This is a genomic window from Guptibacillus hwajinpoensis (genome assembly GCF_020171785.1).
GTDB lineage: Bacteria > Bacillota > Bacilli > Bacillales > Guptibacillaceae > Guptibacillus > Guptibacillus sedimenti.
Genome location: NZ_JAIVAE010000004.1, coordinates 82910 through 106635, shown reverse-complemented (window position 1 = coordinate 106635; position 23726 = coordinate 82910). Strand labels below are relative to the sequence as shown.

Below are 23726 nucleotides of genomic sequence, written 5' to 3'. Positions count from 1 at the left end.
TTCTTAGTACCTCCTTCAATCGCAATGTCCGCTATCATTTTATCACAATTACCTGAACGGATTCATGTTACAACCATTCACGTTTTATCGGAATTGATTTTAGATTACCCCTTGTCAAATGCGTTTATTACGAATATTATAGTATTTGTGCTTAAAAAACGTTCGTATTTAATGGAGGTCTTACCATGTTTAACTCCTTTTTCCGCTTGAAAGAAAATGGAACAAACGTTAAAACAGAATTTCTTGCAGGATTAACTACTTTCCTGACAATGGTATATATCGTAATTGTTAACCCAATTATCCTATCCTCAACAGGGGTTCCGTTCGATACCGTCTTTATCGCAACGATTATTGCAGCTGTTGTCGGAACACTATGGATGGGTTTATTCGCAAACTACCCAATTGCAATTGCACCTGGTATGGGTCTAAATGCTTACTTCGCATTTTCCGTCGTAGGTGGACAGGCAGGCGTATCTTATCAAGTCGCCTTTGGCGCTGTTTTCATTGCGGGATTATTATTTATTATTCTTTCTCTAACCCCATTCCGTGAGAAGCTAATTGAAGCCATTCCGACAAATCTTAAGCTTGGTATCACAGCTGGAATTGGCTTATTCATTGCGTTTATCGGCCTTCGCATGACAGGCATTATCGTAGCTGATGAAGAAAACCTTGTTGGTCTTGGAAACCTGCATTCTCCTGAAGTGCTTTTAGCACTTGTTGGCCTGATCATTACGCTTATTCTCATGGCCCGTAACGTTCCTGGGGCATTATTCTTCGGCATGATCGTGACTGCGGTGATTGCGATCTTCACAGGACAGCTTGAATTTAAAGAAGGCTTCATGCAAACACCTTCGGCTCCTGAATTCTTCATTTTCGGAAGCCCACTTCAGGCAATTAAAGATATGGTTGAATACGGCTTATACGCCGTTGTATTCTCCTTCTTACTTGTTACTTTATTTGATACAACCGGTACGATGGTTGGCGTTGCTGAACAAGCTGGTTTAATGAAAGGGAAGAAAATGCCGCGTGCACGTCAGGCACTTCTTGCTGACTCAATCGGTACAACAGTTGGAGCCATTTTTGGAACAAGCCCTACAAGTGCTTATCTTGAATCCTCTGCAGGCGTTGCAGCTGGTGGTCGAACTGGTCTAACATCTGTCGTCGTTTCAGTCTTGTTCATTATCTCTGCGTTCTTTGGACCACTCGTCGGCTCTCTATCAGGTCTTGCGGCGATTACAGCACCAACGCTCATTATCGTCGGAAGCTTAATGATTGGCGCCGTTGGCAAAATCGATTGGAGTGAGTTTGACGAAGCATTCCCAGCTTTCTTAATCATTCTCACAATGCCACTAACTGCAAGTATTGCAACAGGAATCGCTCTTGGCTTTATTACGTACCCTATTTTAAAAGTTGTGAAAGGAAAATGGCGTGACGTTCATCCGCTTCTGTACCTTTTCGCCGTACTATTCTTCTATCAACTTGCTTTTCTGCCTCATGCATAATCAAAAGCTCTGCCCACTGGGCGGAGCTTTTTTTACCTTCTAAACATCCATTCATACAGGTAACGCCCTTCCAAATGACGACCTATACCCAATGCATTACTTTTTTCTCTTCACTACTCTTGAAGGCAAGCTCAATCACTTTCATAACATTGAGCGCTTCTTCAGCAGTGACCGTTGGCGCGCTATCTTCTATCAGCGCCTGATAAACTTCCGCGTAGTACGTTTGATAAGATCCAGGTAAGCTCTTCACCACGTGATTACCTTCTTCATTCGTCAGCACACCGAACTGCTCTGGCGCTTCTTCTCCCCAACCTGCGTCCCCTGGAACTCTTCCCGCTATCAACGCTTCCTCTTGAGGATCAATGCCCCATTTTAAGAACGAACCCTTTATTCCATGAATTTGATAACGTGGCCCATGTTTTTTTACGAGAGAGCCACCATGAAGAATCACTCTCTTTTTTCCATAATGCAGAATCAGGTGAAAGTAGTCATCCGTTTTGCCTTTTACGCGCTGGGCCATAATATCCGCATAAACGCTATCTGGTTTTCCAAAAAGGGTGAGCGCCTGGTCAATTAAATGGGAACCGAGATCAAATAGGATGCCGGATCCTTTCTTGTCTTGCTCTCGCCAACGATCACGTACCTCCGCACGATAGCGATCGTAATGAGCTTCGTAAGTGATAACCGATCCAAGCTTCTCTTCCTTTACAAGCTGTTGAATCGTGAGAAAATCACTATCGTATCGTCTGTTATGGTACACGCTTAACAAACGGTGACTTTCTTCTGCAACCGCAATGAGACGCTCCCCTTCTTCTACACTAACAGTGAATGGCTTTTCAAGAACAACATGCTTTCCTGCTTCAAGAGCCTGTTTGGCCATTGGAAAATGAAACTCATTTGGTGTTGTGATAATGACTAGCTCGATTTCCTGATCGGTTAACAACTCCTCCACAGACGACACAACCTTCACCTCTGGTAATGAACGATGGACCTTGTCTGCATTCGAAGAAACGACTGTTGAAATTGTTAATCCTTCTACCGCTTCAATGACAGGGGCATGAAACGTCGCCCCTGAAAATCCAAAGCCAACTAAACCTACTTTCACTTCTCTCATTTTTTCTCACTCCCGCGTTATAAGCCTTTTGAACCCTTTTTTCAATTCGACAAGAATCCCCAAATTACTCGACTTCTTTTTCCAAATTTTGATACTAATCAACGATTATACTAATGTTCAGACGGGTATTTATGTAATGAATCCGAAACATTTGTAAAAAAGGTGGCTTTACTATGAAAAAAACCCTTTATTCCCCTATTATGATCAGTATTATTCTTGGATTACTCGCTTCTTTCATTTATACGATCTTTCTAGCAGCAGGCGGCTATCATCATACTGGATTAGCTGGCTTCTTTTCAATTCTCACCATCCTGGTAGCTTATCTTCTACTTTCGACGTACTGGCTGCCTACCCTTCTTGAAATAAAAACAACGATTGCGCTCGGAGCGGGAATCACGTTCCATATTATTAGTTCTTTTACGCTCGTTGTTATGATGGCAGGTACATTACCCGAGATTTCAGAACTGCTTCTCCCTTACTTAAGTACACTCCTTATTTCTTTTCTAATCATGATCATCATTCTTTTCGCTGGATTCATTCTCGGAAAAGTTGATTTTACGAAATTGACTTCGAGAGAGAAGAAAATAACGATGAAAGGTTAATTTCAACAACAAAAGGTGCCCCGAAAGGGCACCTTTTGTTGTCTATTCATCTATTGTGCCAAAAAGGCACTAACAGCCAAGCTTTTCCATAAAAGCATAGGCTTGCTCAATTTCATCTTCAGAATAATTTTGCTTCCGTTTAATCGTATGAACTTTCTCAACAACTTCTTCTTTTGTCAGGCGATCGAAAAAAAGAATCGTTGAAACGAGTTCAAGAAAACGGGAGCTCTGGCTATTAATTTCACTGATACACTGACGAAGATCAGGCAATTCAAAATCATAATGACCTAGAAATTCATTGCCTTCTTCCGTTACTGCATATTTATATTGGTAATAGTTTCCTTTACTTTCTTTCACTTCGGTGACAAGACCAAGGTTACAAAGTTCCTCGACTCTAAGTGTTAACTCTTCTGAGTAAGGACCATAGAAATGAAACTGATATTTCTCGTTAAATGGAAACTGCAACTTTTTGCAAATGTAGATGATCTTTTGTAGTTTCTTACGTCCAATGACTTCTCCGGCTTCTTTCAACACAGCTATCACTTTCGCGTGATCTTCTAGCAACCTGCACCCCTCCCATGTACTTTTTACAGGTTGTCCAAAAAGCAATCTTACTCTATCAGATGAGGTTCAAAAGCTTTGCAGGCGATCCACGCCACTTCTTTTGAACACACACCAGCATCACCTGTAGCGGAAGCGAACTTCATGCCAGGACTGCCTTTCTTTTTGAACAGCTAATCGATTTGAAGCAATGACTTAATACGACGAGTAGCATCTGTATTTCCTTCAAGAATAAAGTCTGCAGGAAAATACAGTTTATGATCAGTTCTCTTTTTACCTGAGATGGCTTCCACCACATCAGATTCACGCGAAAGCTCACGTAAATCGCCACCAGGTTTTAATAGATGTATCGGTAACCGTTCTTCTTCTTCACCGGGCCGATAGAAATCATACGGCAAATCGGAAGATGAATCAACCACTAAATAATAATCAGGATCAATCCCCGCTTCGTGAAAGGAATCATGTAGCTCTCGCCACGCATTCATTTGTTGCATCGGGTTAAATTCGATGTATTTAAATAGCCTACGATTCATAAACCGTTCGCATAGATCGCTCAAGATATGATCCTGCTCCTCCTGCCAGATCTGGAAATAAAACATTACTACAGAATCATCCAACTTCAAAAAATCTTCAAGACTAATATTTTCTTTAAAAAGAGAATAGAAGTGAATCGGATCATGTTGAAAATGATAGCCCTGCTCAAATAACACCTTTGCGCGATGAAGAATTTTACTTAAAATCACCTCTGCACTTCGCGTCACAGGATGAAAATAAATTTGCCAGTACATTTGATAGCGACTCATAATATAGTCTTCTACTGCGTGCATACCACTTTGCTTGATGACGATTTGATCGTCACCCGGACGCATGACGCGTAGAATACGCTCAATATCGAATTGACCATAGCTGACCCCAGTAAAATAAGCATCGCGAAGGAGATAGTCCATCCGATCTGCATCGATTTGGCTTGAAATTAAGCTAACCACAAGTTTATTATCATGCGTTTTGGCAATGACATCCGCAACTTGAAGCGGGAAATCATCGCTCACCCTTCGTAGTACCTTATTGATCTCAGTGTCACCTAGGATGACCATCCGCGTGAAATCTTCATGATCAAGGTTAAATACTTTTTCAAAGGAGTGTGAAAACGGCCCGTGCCCAACGTCATGCAATAGGGCTGCGCACATGCTTAACAGCCTATTCTTTTCATCCCATCCCTCATACTGAGAGAAAATCTCGTTAATCCGCCTCACAATCTCATAAACACCGAGTGAGTGACTGAAGCGACTATGTTCTGCCCCGTGAAAAGTGAGATACGTTGTTCCAAGCTGGCGAACTCTCCGCAAACGCTGGAATTCTTTCGTGCCAATCAGATCCCAGATTAAACGGTATCGAACATGGATATAGCGATGGACAGGGTCTTTAAATACTTTTTCTTCGTTTAATCGTTCGAGCATTCCGCGGCAGGCTCCTTCCGTCAAATTCATCCCTTCATTATATACCACCCCATAACAAATGAAAACCTTCTCCCGGGTCGTGATGGGAGAAGGCTCATGTTGTTTGGGTAGATAAAAAGAATGGAAATGAATAAAGCTGATCGTCAAATCATTCTGCATCTAGAGAGGGGCACGTGCCCCTCTTAATTCATGTTATAGAACAGTTTCGACTTTTTTGCCTTCACGTTTTTCTTCTGATTTTGCAATATACATCGCACAAGCTGCGTCACCTGTAATGTTAACAGCTGTACGCGTCATATCAAGAAGACGGTCAACAGCAAGAATTAAGCCGATCGGTTCGACAGGTAAACCTACTTGCTTTAGAACCATTGCGAGCATAATGAGTCCTACTCCTGGTACACCTGCAGTCCCGATACTAGCGAGTGTCGCCGTAACTACAACAATAACAAGCTGTGTAAAGGTTAAATCTACACCGGTAATTTGAGCAATAAAAATCGTTGCAACACCTTGCATAATCGCCGTTCCGTCCATATTAATTGTCGCTCCAAGCGGTTGGACAAAACTACTGATTTGCTTTGGTACTTTCAAGTTTTCCTGAGCGGTTTTCATTGAAACTGGAAGCGTACCGCTACTAGAAGATGTACTGAAAGCAACTGCCATCGCTGGCGCAAAAGCTTTGTAGAATTTAATTGGATTCTCTTTACATAAGAAGTAAATCGCACTACCATATGTGAAGAGAAAATGAATAAGCAAAGCTCCTAGTACAACGAGGAAATACATTCCCATTGATTGTAGCGCTTCTTTCCCCTGACCACCAACGGCAGAAGCGATTAGTGCAAAAGCACCGTATGGCGCTGTTTCCATAATGATTTTAACAAGATACATCATAACGTCGTTACCTTGTTCAAACAGGTCACGTAGTGCTTTCGTGCGTTCTCCAAGAATCGCAAGGGCAAAACCTACGAAAATAGCAAATGCGATAATTTGAAGCATGTTTCCTTCAACCATCGCTTGAATCGGATTAGTTGGAATAATATTAATAATTGTATCCAACACAGGAGGTGCTTCTTCAGCTTTAAAGTCTGAGTTTCCTGAGAACGATCCTTCCACACCTGGTTTAATTAAGTAAGCAAGTGCCATTGCAATCGAGATGGCAATCGTTGTTGTAACGAGGAAAAACGCAACTGTTTTCCCGCCCATTCGGCCAAGCTTCTTCGGATCGCTTATTCCGGCTGTTCCTACAACGATGGAGAAGAATACGATTGGTACAACGAGCATCTTAATTAAGTTCAGAAAGATTTGCCCAACAGGACCAAATAAATATTGATCGACAGGTCCAAAGGCATCTGGTGCAAATAGATTAAAGATCACACCAACAAGAATACCTAGAACAAGACCTGCAATAATTTTAACTGTTAGCTTCATAAACATGTCCCCTTTCGTCTCATCGACTTCGATACCATCATCGTGTGCATAATACGGACCGCACAATGCTGGTTCATTTCTGTTTTATGTAGATTTTTCTTATGATCATCGTCATACATGAAAGCTCTTACATAGATTACCATTTCTTTTCTATCTATACCCGCTCGCTCGCTAACTTGAAACTACCGTAATTATCATTATATCATTTTAGACAATTCTCGCAATTTCCTTTTTTTCGCAAGCGCCCATTTTTCTTTAGAAATCGAAGTTTTATAGGGAAATAAGGGGTTAAATTGGGTAAAAAGGATCAGCGATTTTGTCATCACCCGGGAAATACTGTTGGATGATGTCTTAAAACTCCTTTCGTCTGCTATAATAGGAACGATTAGTACGTGAAAAAGGGGTAAGAAAATGGGAAACAACGATTCAATTCTTTATCAGCCAAAATGGCGGATTATTGATCAATCAACCCTTGGCCCGTCGTTTGATGCCCTCCAATCGTTCGCAATGGATGATACGCTTTGCAATTCCGCTGGAAGCGGCGAATCGCCACCAATTTTGCGCTCATGGGTTCATCACAATACGATTGTCCTTGGCATACAAGATACGCGCCTTCCTTATTTTGAAGAGGCTGTTCACTATTTAAAATCTCTAGGGTATCGAGTCATCGTAAGAAACTCCGGTGGCCTTGCCGTTGTCCTTGATGCGGGCGTCTTAAATCTCTCACTCGTCTTAGCTGAGAAGCAACAGCAAATTGATATCGATACAGGGTACGAAGCGATGGTCGATTTTGTACAGGAAATACTATCACCGTATTGTGTCACGATCGAAGACCGTGAAATTGTTGGTAGTTACTGTCCTGGTCGCTATGATTTAAGCATTAATGGAAAGAAATTCGCCGGCATTTCTCAGCGCAGACTTCGCGGAGGAGTTGCCGTACAAGTCTACTTATGCGTAGATGGAAGTGGAGCAGAGCGAGCGTCTGTGATTCAGGAGTTTTATAAACGAGGTGTGAACGGAGAAGCAACGAAATTCACCTATCCTGAAATTGTTCCAGAAACAATGGCTTCGTTAAGTGAATTAATCGGAGAAGAATTAACCGTTTCAGATCTGATGATGAAAACGCTGAAAACGCTAAAGACGTATGCCGGCTCAATGACAACGGCACATCTTTCAATTCCTGAGCTTTCTCTTTATGACTACAATTACCAGCGCGTCTTTACGCGTAATGAAAAAGCGCTCGGTTAAAAAAACTCCCCTGAAGGCATGCCTTCAGGGGAGTTTCATATCTTATAGGCTCTGCATTGCAGTAATCAATGCCAGCTTGTACACGTCTTCCTCACTACATCCGCGGGAAAGATCGTTAACTGGTTTGTTTAATCCTTGAAGGACTGGACCAACGGCTTCATAGCCACCAAGGCGCTGAACCATTTTGTAGCCAATGTTTCCTGCTTCAAGACTAGGGAATACAAAAACATTCGCTTCGCCTTTAAGTGGCGATTCAGGTGCTTTCTTTTGAGCAACTTCTGGAACGAAGGCAGCATCAAATTGGAATTCACCATCAATGATAAGATCAGGCGCCATTTCTTTCGCAAGACGCGTTGCTTCTTCAACCTTCTCTGTTTCAGGAGATTTTGCAGATCCTTTTGTCGAGAAGCTTAACATCGCTACTTTTGGCTCAATGCCAAACATTTTCGCTGTTTCCGCACTGCTTACACCGATCTCAGCCAAATCATTGCTATCAGGAGAGATGTTAATTGCACAGTCAGCAAAAACGTACTTCTCATCACCTTTTACCATAACGAATGCGCCAGATGTTTTCTTAACGCCTTCTTTCGTCTTGATAATTTGAAGTGCCGGACGAACCGTATCACCAGTCGAGTGAGCAGCGCCACTTACAAGGCCGTCTGCTTTACCTGTGTGAACGAGCATTGTCCCAAAGTAGTTCACATTAAGAAGAATTTCCTGCGCCTGTTCCGCTGTTGCTTTGCCTTTACGACGCTCAACAAATGATTCAACAAGAGCATCCATTTCAGAATAAGTTGCTGGATCCATCACAGTTAGATCACTGTGCAATGTAAGATTTAGGCTTGTTGCTTTATCTTGAATAGCATTTTCTCCACCAATAACGATTGGCTTTAGGATGCCATCCTCTGCAAGACGGTTAGCTGCTACTAATACACGCTCATCAGTTCCTTCTGGAAAAACGATTGTCGGATAGCCTGCTTTTACCTGGTCTTTCATGCTTGTAAAAAGATCACTCATTATTTTCACCTCATTGTTTTTAATATCCAACTCCTACGATAACTCTTTTTCCCACAAAACGAAAATAAATCCCTGATTGTAAGCTCTTTCATATAAAAGTTCTATTTTTCAGACGAATCAAAAGGTGCTTTCAGTAGCTTTCATTCTTGATTCTCTTCTAACTATAAGCTAACGCGACCGTATTTAAACATTGTTGCTAATTTTCTATCCGATTTCTGAGCATCTTTTTTCATCCCATTGTCACTCTCAATCGCTTTTAAAGAGGGAGAAGTATTGGTATAGTAGGTAATGGATATAGGAAAACTTCCATCAGAGCGGGCATTATTTAAGTTGCGCTGATGGTTAGTTGAACCAATCGGACCAGTAGGGGCAGTTGCTGTATAAACGTAATCTGCCTTATTGGTGTGATAAAAGATAAGGAGTGAATCAGATATGAATCAAGCAGCAGTTACTCTCGATGGCTGGTATTGCCTTCATGACTTCCGTACTATGAACTGGACGGCATGGAAACAGCTTTCAAGCGAAGAACGTGATCTTGCGATGAATGAATTTCTAACGTTCCTTGAAAAATGGGAAGTCACAGCAGGCCATAAACAAGGAAGTCATACGCTTTATTCCATTATTGGTCAGAAAGCGGACTTTATGTTAATGCTCCTCCGCCCAACTATGGAAGAGTTAAATGAAATTGAAAATGCTTTTAACAAAACGACATTAGCTGAATATACGGTGAAAGAATACTCTTACGTATCTGTCGTTGAGCTTAGTAACTATATGGCTGGGAAAGATAGCGATCCTGATAATGATCCGCGCATTCAGGCTCGTTTGAAGCCAGAATTAGCAGAAGCTCCTTACGTGTGCTTCTATCCAATGAACAAAAAGCGCGAAGGCAACGACAACTGGTATATGCTTTCAATGGACGAGCGTCGTGAAATGATGCGTAGTCACGGACTGATCGGACGTAGCTATGCTGGTAAAGTAAAGCAGATTATCACAGGCTCTGTTGGCTTTGATGACTGGGAATGGGGCGTTACGCTTTTCGCAGACGACGTGCTTCAGTTTAAAAAGCTTGTCTATGAAATGCGCTTCGATGAAGTTAGTGCTCGTTATGGCGAATTTGGTAGCTTCTACGTTGGAACTCACCTTCCAAAAGAACGCCTTCCACAATTCTTATACGTATAAGATTCAAGCTCTTCTAACACATTTTTTTGTGTTCAGGAGAGCTTTTTTGTTTCTCCGAGCGTTTTTCCTCATAGGCATATTCTTTCATTTCGTACATACAATGAGTTACGTAGAGCCATGGCATTATCCTTTCTTATTTGCGTGCCAGAAACATCTATTTGCTAGCTATTCGCTCTGGTTCTCTAACTCTGGTGCGCCTAGCGGTTTAACCAGTGGAATGAGGGACGCTTTAAGTCACACGGCTTTACCAAGCCGACCGTAAGCAAATGTGCGGAAGTTTACAACAGTTTGTAAGAGAACGCTTTAAGGAGGGTTATGATGAATAATCAATACTGGAAAACCCCACAGTCACAAAACATGGGTGGCTATGGTCAAATGCCGCAGCAACCGCAAGGCGGGCAAATGGCACAGTATCCTTCAGGCTTACCAGGTCAAGGTCAGCAAGTTCAAGGAGCATCCATGGGGGTAGGCTTTCCTGCACAACTTGCCGTAGAGCAATCTTACATCGAAAACATCCTGCGCTTGAATTTAGGGAAAATCGCCACCGTTTACATGACGTTCGAAAACAGTGAGAAATGGAATTCGAAAGTGTTTAAAGGGGTAGTCGAAGCAGCGGGAAGAGATCATATCATTCTTTCTGATCCCCAAACAGGCAAACGTTATATTTTACTCATGGTTTATTTAGACTATATTACATTTGATGAAGAGCTCGAGTATAATTACCCTCTTCAACAAACAACGCAATATACTCCGCGTTAGCGGATATGAAAAAGCTGCCGGAATTCCGGCAGCTTTCTGTTTTGGCCAATATCCTGAGAAATTAGCCAATAAACCGCAACCATCCGCCAACTTTCGACATATAGCGGGTGGTGACAGGCACCCGCGAACCCGCGAACTTGCACACTCACGCTACGCCTTAAACGCCGCAACCACAACCAAAACCCACGCTGTAATAAACGCGACGCCACCAAGCGGCGTGATCGCACCAAGAATCTTAATTCCGCTTAGGCTAAGCACGTACAAGCTGCCGGAAAACAGCACGATTCCAGCAAACATCAGCCAGCCGGCCCATTGCATCAATCCTGCAGATTGGAGCTTATCTGCCGCAATAGCTATTCCAACTAACCCAAGCGCGTGATACATGTGATATTGAACACCTGTTTTGAACGTTTCTAGCATTTTCTCTGATAGTCGTCCTTCTAATCCATGTGCACCGAATGCGCCAAGTCCAACCGCAAGCGCCGCATTAATCGCACCAATAATTAAAAATAGCTTCATCTATTATCCGCTCCTTCGTCCGAATCTTCTCTCCCATCATAGCGGAAAGCGTTTGAATGAAGCAACGAATTTTGAAATTGTTCATATACCTTTCGAATCTTGCCACTTACCTGTTTGCATACCTCGATGCGCCATTTTAAAAACAAACCAACCGCCTAGCGGAAATAGTAACAGCCCCATCCATCCTGGGAATGAAAAGCCCGTTACGAAACAGAGCAAGAGAAAACTCGGCATCGACACGAGCTTTAACGCTTGTTTCTCCGCTTCCTCATGTAGCGACGTCTCCCACTGAAATAACTGAGAATAGCTACCTTCTGAGAACTCACGCCAGTCCGCTCTCGATAGCCCGATCAGCGCATAAAGTGCAAACAGAAGCACCACCACTTTCACAACGAGTGGCAATAAAAGGATCGCTGCCGTTCCCCAGCCGATCACTTGTAGGTAATAGTGCATTTTTCCAACCGATCGAAGCAACCATTTCGTATAAAGATCGATCATCCTTGTCTGTGGAAAACGTTTCTTACGTATGCGCTTGGAGCCTCGAAAAAGAAAAGGCTGTTTTCGAACAAACAGAGTCGCCGGAGCTACCCCAACGTTTCCCATCAAAAATTTCGTTATACTCTGCTTATGCCCCCGCTCGATGACCGCCTCGTGAAAAAAGGTTCCCCTCATTTTCACACGTGCTCGTAGCTGAACAAACAACAGAAGAAGCAAACTCCCGCTCCCGGAAACAACTGCCCATTCGAACTTCCAACCGACCTGGCTCACTACGACCAGGATGACAATGGAAAGCAGGTTCACACATCCAACCGGGATCCACTTCACCCAAATAGAAGGCACGAACAGATCAATAAAATACCGACACGTTTTCGCATTCCAACTTATCAAAAGTAGAAATAGCCCTGTAACAGCCACTCGCTCCACACTCCAGCCCCATCCTGTTATGAGTAATGGAAGAGCAACACCAATTCCGAAAAACGTTACGAGCATTCCTTTCAAAAGTGAATGCGCCATCCCCCACTTCTTCAGTCCTTTACTAAGGACGGCGCTTTGCAACAAATACACCTGATCCGCTTCTTCTGTATAAATCCGGAATGACCAGGTCGTTGCGATTAAAAACAGTGGAAATACAGCCGCCTGCTCAGGAATGACTGCGAGCCAGTCTGGTACCACCAGCCACCAGGAGCGGTAATAAGCAACACCAATCACGAGCGCCGGAATCAGAATATAGAGCCAAACCGTCCAATCAAGCGCAGCCTTTAAATCACGAATTTTATAACGACGATCGTCACTTACTCGCTGTTGTAAAAGTTGAAAGGATGTCATATTCGTTGCTCCATTAACGTATCAACACAATCAAGAAGCGAACTGTCGATCTCTAAGCCAGATTGCTCACGCATTTCCTGAAGCGACCCTTTTGCAAGAAGCGTTCCATTCGACAGTAAAACAAAGCGATCACATACCCGCTCTGCCGTATCTAACACGTGCGTACACATTAAGATTGCCGCACCTCGCGCTCGTTCTTTTTCAATCAACTTTAAAAAATCCTTCGTCGCGCGCGGGTCCAGCCCTAGAAACGGTTCATCAATAATATAGACGTCAGGTTGCAGCATAAAAGCGGTAATCAGCATCACCTTTTGTCTCATTCCTTTTGAAAAGCTTGATGGAAGATGATGCACCACGTTCTCAAGCTGAAAATATCGGATCAAGTCCTGGGCACGCTCCTGCCAACTCTCATCAGCTAGTGACGTAGCCGCTGCCGCAAGCTCTAAATGCTCCCAGAGCGTTAAGCTGTCATAGAACACGGGCTGCTCTGGGACGTAAGCATAGCGCGTCTCATTCTCAAACGTGACGTTTCCTTTCCACTCTTTTAACAACCCTAGAATCGTCTTAATCGTTGTACTTTTACCCGCTCCGTTTGACCCTAGTAACCCAAGCAGCTCCCCACTCTTTACTTCGAATGCAATCTCTCGAATTTTACTCTCTCTTTTTTCGTAACCTGCTTCCTCAATCGCAACCTTCAACATTACCTTCACCTCTACCCTTTTATACGAGATAAAATGGGTAGAGGTTTCCTATTTCTTCCGTTTTTGAGCTTCAATAAACTGTTCAAAGTTCGGCACATCCTCCACACGGTATTTTTCAACAGCTTCCATAACCTTTATCACTAATTCCTGCCGTAGATCATCCCTATTTTGAGCAGGGGTTTGCCTGAGCTCTGCTTCGATTTTTTTCTCAAACTGATCGAGAATTGCACTCAGTCCCTCTTTGTCTTCATTCTTAGCCTGCTGTAAAAGCGTATATAGTCTTTTCTCCATAGTCATCCCTTCTTGTTTGTTTCCTTATCCTCCACTGCATTCGTGAGATCATCAATTTTCTTTTCAAGTCGAACGAGCAAATAAAGAGAGACCACAATCGGAAATCCTAAATCACCGATAATCGCGTTAATCACTGTTGTGATGCTCATGAACTCCCCTCCTTTCCTGTGGCCCTCAACTTCTCAAGGGCTCGTTTACGCCTTCTGCTCACGGCTTGCTGTGAAATACCAGCCGTTCTAGCAATCTCCGTATCAGATAGCTCGAAGCGATAAAAGAGGTCTAGCACCTGTTTCTGCTTTGAGGTTAACCTGCTAAAAGCAAGATAAAGGGATTTCTGCTGTAGACTCTCTTCAAACGCTCGCTCTCCATCACTTATCGGACTTTCAATCAAATCAATCCAGGCAGCATCTGAGGCTCCTACAAGCTGATCAAGTGTGAGAGGAAAACGAAGATGCCCAAGTCTACGCTTTCGATCAAAGTTAATGGCCGTGTAACGAATGAGCTTCGTCACATAAGCAATAAATCGGATTTCCGTGTAATACTTATGAAAAAGAGAATTGAGTCTGTTTAACGCTTCACGATCCCGCGTTTCATAAGCCTCCATAAAACTTGTCCAATGCGCTTCTTCTTGAATAAACGACTGAAACAAGAGATTTTCCTTTAACTCCTCCATCACTTTATCGAAACGCCATTCATTCTTCATCCTCACCTCTCCTTTCTCTGTCTGTAGGAATGAAAGTATGCTGAAAGATAAAAATCACAACCACTATTTCGAACGTATGTTCTTATTTTAATTATAGAAAAAACTCATGCAAATAACCATGAGTCAAAACTTCCTTTTTCACATAGGTCGATCGAACTAGAGAGAAAGATCAACAAGCAAGCCTTTTATTTCACCGACTAGCGATAATAAGGTCATCCCATTCTTCTCTTTCTCTCGCATCTCTTCCTGAATTTCAATGAGCTTGTTCTCTACCGTTTCTACAAGCTTGTACGTGCGACTTCTGCCATAGTGATCCATGCTCTTTTTCTCGGAAAGCATAAGGCCCTGGCTAACCGCTTCTTCAAGAAACTGTTTTACCATCCTCTTGTAGGCAGATAAGTTCTGAAACGTTCGTTCCTTTCCAAGCAGCTCACCCTGATGGTCAATTTGATGCAGAAGACGCTGAAGTTCAGCCCCTTTCAACTCTTTAGAAGCCTCCTGAATCACAGACTGAAACGCAACCTGCTTGTTTCCTTTTGACAAATCTAGCTTTAAAGGATCAACCGATGGTTTGCTGTGCTGCTGAATTTTCATCGCTGTTCAGACCTTCCATGTAAATTGACGATTAGCTCTACTTCTCCGATCCCGCAGCTTAATATCCGCGCAATGTCTGCTATCGAAAAGCCCTGCTGGTGAAGCTGAACGGCTTTTTGATTTCGTTCATTATGAGCGGAAGGGTGCTGAATGATAACTGGTTTCGTTGCCTCCTCGACTTCAGGAGCACGAGCCTGCTCTAAAACACGAAGGCGCGTATCCAGCTGGTTTTCACGTTTATCAACGTAGGATTTCACTTCGTTTAAGAGACGATCATTCTCTTCCTCAAGCTGTTCGATATAGACTTCCATACTAGCCGCAATCTCATCTCGTCCCGCTCCCTTCGTTTGCTTTAGAAAAAGAAGCACGATACATAGAAAGCTCACAAGATGAAGCGCAATGCTAATAAAAATAAATGGATACATAAGGATCACTCCGATTACATTGATTGAACATGTTCTTTGTTAGCGCGGAGGACACCCTTCATCCGAAGGAGCGCTCTCGAGTGTAGCTGGGAAATTCGACTGGTTGATAATCCTAGAATTCTTGCAATCTCAGTAAGCGTCAATTCTTCAAAATACACGAGCGAGACGACAAGCTTTTCCTTCTCAGGTAAGCGGTCAATCGTTTCAGCTAGTAGTTCTTTAATAAAATGGTGGTGTAGATACTTTTCTGGTAAATCGGCATGCTCGTTTTCAATCACGCTATACCGTTCGATTTTTTGCTGCTCATCCTCTTGCACAGGCTCATCAACTGATACCATTGTTGATAATGATGCATCTTGAATCACGCGCTGCACTTCTTCAACTGTCATCCCAAGGAACTCCGCCACATCACGGTCAGAGCTGGATGTTTGATTTCGCTGTTCTAAAACCGCATAAGCTTCTTCAATTTTACGCGCCTTATCACGAACGGAGCGTGGCACCCAATCATTGTGACGAAGCCCATCAATGATTGCGCCTTTAATCCGCCAGCCGGCGTATGTTTCAAATTTCAAATCACGTTCTGGCTCGAACTTTTCAAGTGCATCAAGAAGCCCCTGATAAGCGAAACTCGTAAGGTCATCACGCTGGACGGTAGATGGGAGCGCGGCCGCATATCGTTGCACAGCGAAATCTACAAGCGGACGATAAAGCGCAATAAGATGGTTGCCCGCCTCTTCCTGCTTCTCCTCTTTCCACGCTCTCCAATATTCGGTTGTTTGTTTATCCATTTTGGATTTCATGAAGTTCACCACCTGAAAAATTCTTCCCGCTTATTTATGAAACAGTATCTTTGTCAAAAATCCTTTTACGCCAAGCTTATAAACAGAAGGAAGGTTTAAATACGATCGAACCAATTCGTCTATTGCCCTTGCCGCTTTCGAATTTGGATATTCGAGTAAATAGGGTGACTGTGCGATAACCGCTTTACGCACAAAAGGATCATCTGGAATGGCCCCAAGGAAATCAATCGACTTATTTAAAAACTGAACAGAGGCTTTTTGGAAATTAAGGGATGTCCGTTCAGCCTCTTCCTTCGTAAGGGATCGATTCACGATCAGTTTGACAGAGGCTTGTTTATTTTTTTCATTGAGCGCTTTGAGAACGCTATATCCATCTGTAATCGAAGGCGGCTCAGGATTAATGACAAGAAAAACATCATCAGCCGCTTGAAGAAACCGCATCCCTTCATAAGTGAGCCCCGCGCCTGTATCGAGAATAATATAATCCACTTTGCCTTGAAGCGAACCCACTTCGTTAAAAAAATGATTTAATTGCTGGCCGTCTAACGTAAGAATTTTTCCGATTCCATGACCACCTGATAAATATTGAAGACCATTTATCCCAGTTTCAACGACGGCTTCAAGTGATAGCTGCTTCTCAAGCATCGTCATAATGGTTTCTTTCGGCGTAACCCCCATCAACACATCAAGGTTTGCCATACCGACATCTAAATCAAAAATCACTACTTTTTTATTTAACGCAACAAGACTAAGGGCAAAATTAAGCGATACATTCGACTTTCCAACGCCGCCTTTTCCACTTGTCACAGCGATCACTTTTGTATTTCGATTACTTGAATCAGAATGAAGGCGACGTTTCACTTCTTGACGTAATTGATTCGCTTGATCAGCCATCTCATCGTCCCTCCATCACCAGATCAAGGAGGGACTCTGGTGTCGTTCTCACGAGATCATCGGGTACGTTCTGCCCAGTGGTTAGGATCGTAATCGGAAGGTTGTAATCTTCCATAAAGTTAAAAATCGGTCCCCGAACTGTCGTTTCATCCATCTTCGTCATCATCACTTCCGATACCCCGAGCGACTGAAAATTATCAGCAACCAATCTCATATCAGAATAACGATGGGTCAGGCTTAACATGAGCGTAATTGACATTTCCTGACCAGATAAAAGCGTTTCTAACTGAGTAATGTAGCTATATTGTTGGTAATTCCGACCCGCTGTGTCCATGAGAATGACGTCGCAAGTCGAAAGGCGTTTAAGTGACTGCCCTAAATCGTCTGGAGACTGGACAACTTCCATTGGGATGCCAAGAATATCGGCATACGTTCGAAGCTGTTCGACTGCGGCAATCCGGTACGTATCTGACGTGATAAGGCCAACGGATTGACGCTCTTTCAATAATAAATGCCCGGCTATCTTCGCAATTGTCGTTGTTTTCCCCACACCTGTTGGACCAACGAAGCACCGTATTTTCTTCGGTTCACTTCTTATACTAGGATAATTCTTGATTCGTTTCGCAAATTCCTGTCTCATCCATGTAAAAGCATCTTCTTTTGTATAACTTGGATAAGATTTTGATTTAATCAGTAGTTCCGCCATGACACCTGAGCGAATTGTCTGCGAGAATTCTTGTGCTTCTAAAAAGGCTTGTACTGGCTTTAACTGTTTCGGTAAACGCTCATTCTCCATCATCTGCATCATGATTTCTTTCATCGATTTTAGCTCACCAAGCACCTGAGTCTCAGCTTCTGGCTGTTTGTCCGGCCCCTGCTTTTCTACTCGATCAGGCGTCTCTTCCCGACGCTTCTTTTCTGATTGTAAAAGCGTGGCAAACTCTGTCTCTTCTTTTGCTACTTTTTCCTCATCAAGAGCAGCGAGCACTTCAAGGCGCTGTTTTTGAAATAAGCCGAAGAGCCCGCCTACTTTTACTTTTTTCGTATTTAAAATAACAGCATCCTGGCCGAGCTCCTGCCGAATAAGGGGCATGGCTTCACGAAGGTGGGTGACAACATAACGTTTGATTTTCATGGTAGATTAATCACTCCTACACTTTGGACTTCAACATCAGGCTCTAGCTCGCTATAGGAAAGAATCGTGAGCTCAGGCATATAGCGCTCTAGAAATTGCCGTAAATACATGCGGATCGCAGGTGATGTTAATAGGATAGGCTGAATGCCTGACTGCTGAAGGCGGCTTACCTGCTGCAGCACTTCCTGATAAATGGTTTGCGAGGTTTCAGGATCAAGCGCTAAGTAACTTCCTTGATCAGATTGCTGAACCGATTCCGCGAAGCGCTTTTCAAGTCGCGCGCCTGCTGTTAAGACTTTCACAGGCTCACCAGGTACAGCTACTTGTGACGTGATCTGGCGAGATAATGACTGACGCACATATTCCGCTAATACATCCGTATCTTTTGTACGCACGCCGTTATCGGCTAACGATTCAAGAATCATATCCAATGATCGAATCGAGACTTTCTCTTTCAACAGCCTCATGAGCACTTTCTGCACATCACCGATTGTTAGGATATTTGGAATCAGTTCTTCTAGAACAGCTGGAGAGGATTCTCTGACGTTATCGAGCAAGTGCTTCACTTCCTGACGACTTAACAACTCATGCGCATGGCGTTTGATCACTTCTGTTAAATGCGTAGAAACAACTGACGGCGGATCCACAATCGTGTAGCCCGAAAGCTCGGCGCGATCTTTCATTTCTTCCGTTACCCATAGAGCTGGCAGTCCGAAAGCGGGTTCTACCGTTTCAATCCCAGTTATGCTTTCATCTTCTAAACCGCTACTCATCGCAAGGTATTGATCCAGTCGAACCTCTCCACCAGCTACGCGGTTTCCTTTTATTTTAATCACGTACTCGTTCGGTTCGAGCTGGATGTTGTCACGAATGCGAATAACAGGCACGACAATCCCGAATTCAAGGGCGATTTGCCTGCGAATCATGATGACGCGATCGAGAAGATCACCGCCCTGTTTTTGATCAGCTAGTGGAATAAGTCCGTAGCCAAACTCAAACTCAATTGGATCGACTTGTAGAAGACTCGTCACGCTTTCTGGCTTTTTCATTTCTTCGACTTCTTCGTCGCCTGCGGCTAATTCGACTTCTTTCGTTTGATCCAGGTTCTTTTGCATCGTCCAGCCTCCATAGACGAGGAGCCCTGCGATTGGAAATGTGAGAAGCGGATTAATCGGTGTCGCAAGGCCTAGGAGTGCGACAACCGCTCCAACAACGTAAAGAAGCTTCGGATAAGCAAAGATTTGCGAGGTGATATCAGATCCTAGGTTGCCATCTGACGCTGCTCGCGTCACGACAATTCCCGTCGCTGTTGAAATAAGAAGCGCAGGAATTTGACTGACAAGCCCATCGCCGATCGAGAGAAGCGTAAACGTCGTTGCTGCATCACCAACTGGCATACCGTGAACAACCATTCCAATAATAAGCCCGCCGATAATGTTAATGAGCGTAATCACTATTCCGGCAATCGCATCGCCTTTTACAAACTTACTGGCTCCGTCCATCGCCCCATAAAAGTCAGCTTCGCGCGCAATTTTCTCTCGGCTTACTTTCGCCTCGCGATCCGAAATCATACCTGCGTTCAAATCAGCATCAATGCTCATTTGCTTCCCTGGCATCGCGTCGAGTGTAAATCGAGCGGCTACTTCAGCCACTCGTTCGGATCCTTTTGTAATCACAATGAATTGGATAATCACAAGAATCAGGAATACAAGGAGTCCGATGACAACACTTCCGCCAACTACAAAGGAACCAAACGTCTCAATCACCTGTCCACCTGTTTTATTCGTTAGAATCGACCTAGTTGTTGAAACGTTTAAACCAAGGCGAAACAGCGTTGTTAATAATAAAAGCGATGGAAAGATGGAAAACTGAAGCGCTTCTTTCGTATTCATCGCTACAAGGATGATCGTGAGCGCCAGGCTAATGTTCATCATAATAAGAAAATCGAGTAAGAGCGGAGGGAACGGGATCACCATCATGATCACAATCATAATGACGGATACGAGCACAGCATAATCTTTTATTTTCATCGTCAGTTCCCTCCTCCCGGGTATCCTTTTATGCTATAAACGTAAGCAAGTATTTCTGCAACAGCCTTGAACAACTCTTCTGGCACCCCATCACCAATGTCCACCTGATGATAAAGCGCACGCGCAAGCTGGACATTTTCCGTCGTAATAATCTCGTGCTCTTTAGCTTTCTCCTTAATCTTTTGCGCCACGTAATCCATCCCTTTTGCGACGACTGTCGGCTTATCCATTTCTTTCGGATCATACCGAAGCGCCACGGCAAAGTGCGTAGGGTTCGTAATGACGACGTCCGCATTTGGAATTTCTGAGATCATGCGGTTCATTCCAAGTGCACGCTGCTTTTCTTTAATCTTTGATTTGATGAGCGGGTCACCCTCGCTCTTTTTATATTCATCTTTAATGTCCTGTTTTGACATACGGATGTTTTTTTCAAAGTCATATTTCTGATAAACATAGTCTAAGAGGGCGAGGAATAATAGTAGAATTCCTACAGCTAAGCCCGTTTGGACGATGAGTGAGCCTACAAGGGCGGTGGCTTCCCCAATCGACTTTTGCGAAATAAGCATCACTTCATCTCGCTTATTCCAAAGGACAATAAACGTAACGGCTGAAATAAAGGTGATCTTAATTAATGATTTTAAAAGTTCTACGAGCGTTCGAGCTGAGAAAATCCTCTTCGCCCCTTTTATCGGATCAATCCGTTCAAGCTTTGCCTGGAGCGGATCAGTCGAAACGAGAAAACCAACCTGCATATAGTTTCCTAGCACGCCCATGACAAGGGAGATACCCATTAGTGGTGCGGCAATCAGCGCCGCTTGCCAGACGTTTTCTTTTAGCATGCGATCGACGTTTTGCTCTGTGAGCGTCCAGTTCGTGATTTGAACAAGGTTGCCTCGAATCATCGATTGAAGACTATCAATCATCCATCCGCCAATGAACGACATAAATAAAAATACGCCAATCATCATAAATGCGGATGGAATCTCAGCACTTCTTGCTACCTGACCTTTTTTACGAGATTCTTGTTTCTTTTGCGGTGTTGCTTTCTCTGTCTTTTCTTGTGAAAAGAACTGAAGATCCATCCGGAAACGAGTTGTTTGCATCACACTACCCACCCAATAGTTGAATAAGCCGGCCCATCGTATCCAGCATCTCTTGAAACACCCCGCGCAGTAAAAAGAAAAAAGTTGGGATCGTGACAAGAATAAGGACGAAGCCAACAAAGATTTTTAACGGCAATCCGACAACAAAAATGTTCACCTGCGGGACAGCACGTGCAAGTAGTCCTAACGCCACGTCGACTAGAAATAGAGAAGCAACAATCGGAAGCGCCAGCTGAAAAGCAGAGAAAAACATCCCAGCAAATACTTCAGCGATAAAGCGAGCAAGTGACTGACTATCCGCTTGACTAAGAAGTGCGTTAGCCGGTAAAAGTTCATAGCTTCTGACAAGTCCGTCAAGCATCATATGATGACCGTCAACAGACACGAGAAAGAGTAAGGCAAGCATGTATTTAAAGTTTCCGATAATCGGTACCTGCGTTCTCGTCTGAGGATCGATAACATTTGCAATCACAAAGCCCATCTGAAAATCGATGAAGGCCCCTGCAACTTGTACGGTATAAAGGATGAGAGAAGCAATAAAGCCTAGCGCCAGACCAATAAATAACTCTTTTAAAATGTAGATAACAAACATCAGATCAAGTGCTAAATCTGTCTCTGCTCCTAAGCCGGCCGTTACAATCAAAGCTATAAAAAACCCAAGCCCCACTTTAAAACGGTTTGGAACGCTTCTTGTAGAGAAAATGGGTGCGGTAATAAAGAATGACGTTGCCCTCATGAAAACGAGTAAAAACAAGGGCAGAGCGTTAACGACACTTTCCATCTTTAGCCGATAAACCTGTATAAATTTTGGTATAAGTTCGTCGTGTAATCGAGTAGCGTTGTGAGCATCCACGGTCCAAACAAAACAATCGTTAACAGTACGGCAACGATTTTTGGTATAAACGCTAGCGTCTGTTCTTGAATTTGCGTCATCGCCTGAAACACACTGACAATTAACCCTACGCCAAGAGCGATTAACAGAAGCGGAGCTGAAATAATAATCACGGTATAAACGGCATCTTCTGCAAGTGAAATGACCATATCTGGTGTCATCGTCGTCCTCCTTAGAAGCTTAATAGAAGTGATTCGACGACCAAATACCAGCCATCGACAAGCACAAATAATAGTATTTTAAACGGAAGTGAAATCATAACCGGAGGTAGCATCATCATCCCCATCGCCATAAGTGTTGAAGCGACGACCATATCGATAATGAGAAATGGAATAAAGATAATAAATCCAATTTGAAAGGCTGTTTTCAGCTCTGAAATCGCAAAGGCAGGAACGAGTGCGGTTAGGCGAATGTCTTCTACGGACTCCGGCTTCTCTAGCTCTGCATACTTATAAAAAAGCGCCAAGTCTTTTTCCCGCGTATGCCCCGCCATAAATTCTTTGATCGGCTGTTCAGCCGCATCGAGCGCTTCCTCCTGTCCAATTTCTTCATTTAAATAAGGCTGTAGCGCCTCACTATTAATCTCTGAAAGAACGGGAGACATCACGAAAAAAGTTAAAAACAGCGCCAAACCAATCAGCACCTGATTCGGTGGCATGGATTGTGTTGCGAGCGCTGAGCGTACGAACGAAAGAACGACAACGATTCTCGTAAAACACGTCATCAATACAAGAATGGCCGGGGCAAGCGAAAGAACGGTTAAGAGGAGGACAAGCTGAATGGTGACGGACACATCTTCTGTGGCGTTTGATCCAAAATCAAGGCCTGGAATCGTTAAGTTTATGAGCACATCCATTACTTATCGTCCCCTTCATCGCCATCGTCCCAAACGTTTTTCCGTTTGTTTCGCTGTTTCTTTAAACTTGCCTGAATCATCTCTTGAATGCCCGCTTGCTTTTGATTCATAAAGGAAAAGCCAGACTTCTGATCTTCCGCCTGTGATAAGATGCGCTCTACTTCATCCTTATCTTCAATTTCCTTCAGCAAATTCACGTTGTCGCCTACGCCAATCATATAGAGTGAATCGCCAACCTTTACCAGTTGAACCGATTTATTGTTACCGAGCGGCGTACCCCCAATCGGCGTAAAAACCGAATGATGTTGAAGATTTTTCTGTCGCTTTGATAGAAAGCGAATAAGTAAATAGATCAGCCCAACGACGACGATCGTGTAGAAAACGAGCTTAAGGAGAAGAAAGAAAATATTCGTGTTCGCTCCTACCTCAGCTGGCTCTTTTTGAGGTTCAGAAGGCTCCTCTCCCTCTTCCGTTAGCCAGTCTGTCACGCTACCGTTATTAGCAGCTGCTACAACAGGATCAGGCAGAAAGATAACAAGGCAAAAAAGAAGTGTCATGATGCTAATCACATGCTGTCTCATCTGTAGTAAGCA

General features: G+C 43.5%; 27 protein-coding genes. 5 read left to right on the top strand and 22 right to left on the bottom strand.

Annotated elements, in window-relative coordinates:
- Positions 1-185 precede the first annotated feature (185 nt).
- Positions 186-1502 (top strand): NCS2 family permease, encoded by a 1317-nt coding sequence (locus tag LCL91_RS07770; RefSeq protein ID WP_224881447.1) that lies wholly within the window; start codon positions 186-188, stop codon positions 1500-1502.
- 82 nt (positions 1503-1584) lie between these two features.
- Here LCL91_RS07770 and LCL91_RS07765 read toward each other — a convergent pair whose 3' ends face one another.
- Positions 1585-2616, bottom strand: a complete 1032-nt coding sequence (locus LCL91_RS07765) for an oxidoreductase (protein ID WP_224881446.1) — start codon at positions 2614-2616, stop codon at positions 1585-1587.
- Positions 2617-2789: 173 nt separating this feature from the next.
- On the opposite strand from LCL91_RS07765, the gene LCL91_RS07760 reads away from it, so the two are divergent.
- A complete protein-coding gene (locus tag LCL91_RS07760; RefSeq protein ID WP_224881445.1) occupies positions 2790-3218 on the top strand; it encodes a hypothetical protein in 429 nt (142 codons plus the stop codon).
- A 69-nt stretch (positions 3219-3287) separates the two neighbouring features.
- On the opposite strand, the gene LCL91_RS07755 is transcribed toward LCL91_RS07760, so the two are convergent.
- The 3 genes from LCL91_RS07755 to LCL91_RS07745 form a co-directional block, all read right to left on the bottom strand.
- Complete coding sequence (locus LCL91_RS07755; RefSeq protein WP_224881444.1) at positions 3288-3782, bottom strand: YwgA family protein; 495 nt, start codon at positions 3780-3782, stop codon at positions 3288-3290.
- 170 nt (positions 3783-3952) lie between these two features.
- Positions 3953-5266 (bottom strand): HD domain-containing protein, encoded by a 1314-nt coding sequence (locus tag LCL91_RS07750; protein ID WP_425589666.1) that lies wholly within the window; start codon positions 5264-5266, stop codon positions 3953-3955.
- A gap of 162 nt (positions 5267-5428) precedes the next feature.
- Positions 5429-6661: a dicarboxylate/amino acid:cation symporter gene (locus LCL91_RS07745; protein ID WP_224881442.1), complete on the bottom strand. Its 1233-nt coding sequence runs from the start codon at positions 6659-6661 to the stop codon at positions 5429-5431.
- A gap of 411 nt (positions 6662-7072) precedes the next feature.
- Between LCL91_RS07745 and LCL91_RS07740 the strand changes: the two genes are divergently transcribed.
- Positions 7073-7909 carry a lipoate--protein ligase family protein gene (locus LCL91_RS07740; RefSeq protein WP_224881441.1) on the top strand — a complete coding sequence of 279 codons (837 nt, stop codon included), beginning with the start codon at positions 7073-7075 and terminating at the stop codon, positions 7907-7909.
- Between the two features lie 42 nt (positions 7910-7951).
- Here LCL91_RS07740 and pta read toward each other — a convergent pair whose 3' ends face one another.
- Positions 7952-8926 carry a phosphate acetyltransferase gene (gene pta / locus LCL91_RS07735; protein WP_098445441.1) on the bottom strand — a complete coding sequence of 325 codons (975 nt, stop codon included), beginning with the start codon at positions 8924-8926 and terminating at the stop codon, positions 7952-7954.
- Between the two features lie 432 nt (positions 8927-9358).
- Between pta and hemQ the strand changes: the two genes are divergently transcribed.
- On the top strand, positions 9359-10105 hold the full coding sequence (gene hemQ, locus LCL91_RS07730; RefSeq protein ID WP_098445442.1) for a hydrogen peroxide-dependent heme synthase: 747 nt from the start codon (positions 9359-9361) through the stop codon (positions 10103-10105).
- 318 nt (positions 10106-10423) lie between these two features.
- Complete coding sequence (gene gerQ, locus LCL91_RS07725) at positions 10424-10864, top strand: spore coat protein GerQ (RefSeq protein WP_369522938.1); 441 nt, start codon at positions 10424-10426, stop codon at positions 10862-10864.
- A 150-nt stretch (positions 10865-11014) separates the two neighbouring features.
- Here the strand turns inward: gerQ and LCL91_RS07720 are convergent, their stop codons facing one another.
- The 17 genes from LCL91_RS07720 to LCL91_RS07640 all read right to left on the bottom strand — a co-directional run bounded on the left by LCL91_RS07720 (position 11015) and on the right by LCL91_RS07640 (position 23714).
- Positions 11015-11383 (bottom strand): DUF423 domain-containing protein, encoded by a 369-nt coding sequence (locus tag LCL91_RS07720; RefSeq protein ID WP_224881440.1) that lies wholly within the window; start codon positions 11381-11383, stop codon positions 11015-11017.
- An 81-nt stretch (positions 11384-11464) separates the two neighbouring features.
- A complete protein-coding gene (locus tag LCL91_RS07715) occupies positions 11465-12709 on the bottom strand; it encodes an ABC transporter permease (RefSeq protein WP_224881438.1) in 1245 nt (414 codons plus the stop codon).
- Entirely contained in the window at positions 12706-13410 is a 705-nt protein-coding gene (locus LCL91_RS07710; RefSeq protein ID WP_224881436.1) for an ABC transporter ATP-binding protein, read from the bottom strand. The genes LCL91_RS07715 and LCL91_RS07710 overlap by 4 nt, the downstream gene beginning before the upstream one ends.
- A gap of 48 nt (positions 13411-13458) precedes the next feature.
- Complete coding sequence (locus LCL91_RS07705) at positions 13459-13701, bottom strand: helix-turn-helix domain-containing protein (protein ID WP_224881435.1); 243 nt, start codon at positions 13699-13701, stop codon at positions 13459-13461.
- Between the two features lie 2 nt (positions 13702-13703).
- Entirely contained in the window at positions 13704-13850 is a 147-nt protein-coding gene (locus LCL91_RS07700) for a YvrJ family protein (protein WP_098445448.1), read from the bottom strand.
- Entirely contained in the window at positions 13847-14404 is a 558-nt protein-coding gene (locus LCL91_RS07695) for a sigma-70 family RNA polymerase sigma factor (RefSeq protein ID WP_224881434.1), read from the bottom strand. Before LCL91_RS07695 ends, LCL91_RS07700 begins: the two co-directional genes overlap by 4 nt.
- Positions 14405-14560: 156 nt before the next feature.
- Positions 14561-14998 carry a YaaR family protein gene (locus tag LCL91_RS07690; protein ID WP_224881433.1) on the bottom strand — a complete coding sequence of 146 codons (438 nt, stop codon included), beginning with the start codon at positions 14996-14998 and terminating at the stop codon, positions 14561-14563.
- Positions 14995-15423 carry a DUF6115 domain-containing protein gene (locus tag LCL91_RS07685; RefSeq protein ID WP_224881432.1) on the bottom strand — a complete coding sequence of 143 codons (429 nt, stop codon included), beginning with the start codon at positions 15421-15423 and terminating at the stop codon, positions 14995-14997. The genes LCL91_RS07690 and LCL91_RS07685 overlap by 4 nt, the downstream gene beginning before the upstream one ends.
- Before the next feature lie 14 nt (positions 15424-15437).
- Entirely contained in the window at positions 15438-16223 is a 786-nt protein-coding gene (locus LCL91_RS07680) for a FliA/WhiG family RNA polymerase sigma factor (protein WP_224881431.1), read from the bottom strand.
- Positions 16224-16253: 30 nt separating this feature from the next.
- Positions 16254-17117, bottom strand: coding sequence for a MinD/ParA family protein (locus tag LCL91_RS07675; RefSeq protein WP_224881430.1), 864 nt, complete (start codon positions 17115-17117; stop codon positions 16254-16256).
- 1 nt (position 17118) lies between these two features.
- Positions 17119-18252 carry a flagellar biosynthesis protein FlhF gene (gene flhF, locus LCL91_RS07670; RefSeq protein WP_224881429.1) on the bottom strand — a complete coding sequence of 378 codons (1134 nt, stop codon included), beginning with the start codon at positions 18250-18252 and terminating at the stop codon, positions 17119-17121.
- A complete protein-coding gene (flhA, locus tag LCL91_RS07665) occupies positions 18249-20282 on the bottom strand; it encodes a flagellar biosynthesis protein FlhA (RefSeq protein WP_224881428.1) in 2034 nt (677 codons plus the stop codon). Before flhA ends, flhF begins: the two co-directional genes overlap by 4 nt.
- A 2-nt stretch (positions 20283-20284) precedes the next feature.
- Positions 20285-21385, bottom strand: a complete 1101-nt coding sequence (gene flhB, locus LCL91_RS07660) for a flagellar biosynthesis protein FlhB (RefSeq protein WP_224881427.1) — start codon at positions 21383-21385, stop codon at positions 20285-20287.
- 4 nt (positions 21386-21389) lie between these two features.
- The gene (gene fliR, locus LCL91_RS07655; RefSeq protein ID WP_224881424.1) at positions 21390-22166 is read right to left on the bottom strand and encodes a flagellar biosynthetic protein FliR; all 777 of its coding nucleotides are present in this window, start codon (positions 22164-22166) and stop codon (positions 21390-21392) included.
- A 2-nt stretch (positions 22167-22168) separates the two neighbouring features.
- Positions 22169-22438 carry a flagellar biosynthesis protein FliQ gene (fliQ, locus tag LCL91_RS07650; protein WP_098445458.1) on the bottom strand — a complete coding sequence of 90 codons (270 nt, stop codon included), beginning with the start codon at positions 22436-22438 and terminating at the stop codon, positions 22169-22171.
- Positions 22439-22449: 11 nt separating this feature from the next.
- Positions 22450-23133 (bottom strand): flagellar type III secretion system pore protein FliP, encoded by a 684-nt coding sequence (gene fliP, locus LCL91_RS07645; protein ID WP_224881421.1) that lies wholly within the window; start codon positions 23131-23133, stop codon positions 22450-22452.
- Positions 23133-23714, bottom strand: a complete 582-nt coding sequence (locus LCL91_RS07640; protein WP_224881419.1) for a flagellar biosynthetic protein FliO — start codon at positions 23712-23714, stop codon at positions 23133-23135. Before LCL91_RS07640 ends, fliP begins: the two co-directional genes overlap by 1 nt.
- Positions 23715-23726 lie beyond the last annotated feature (12 nt).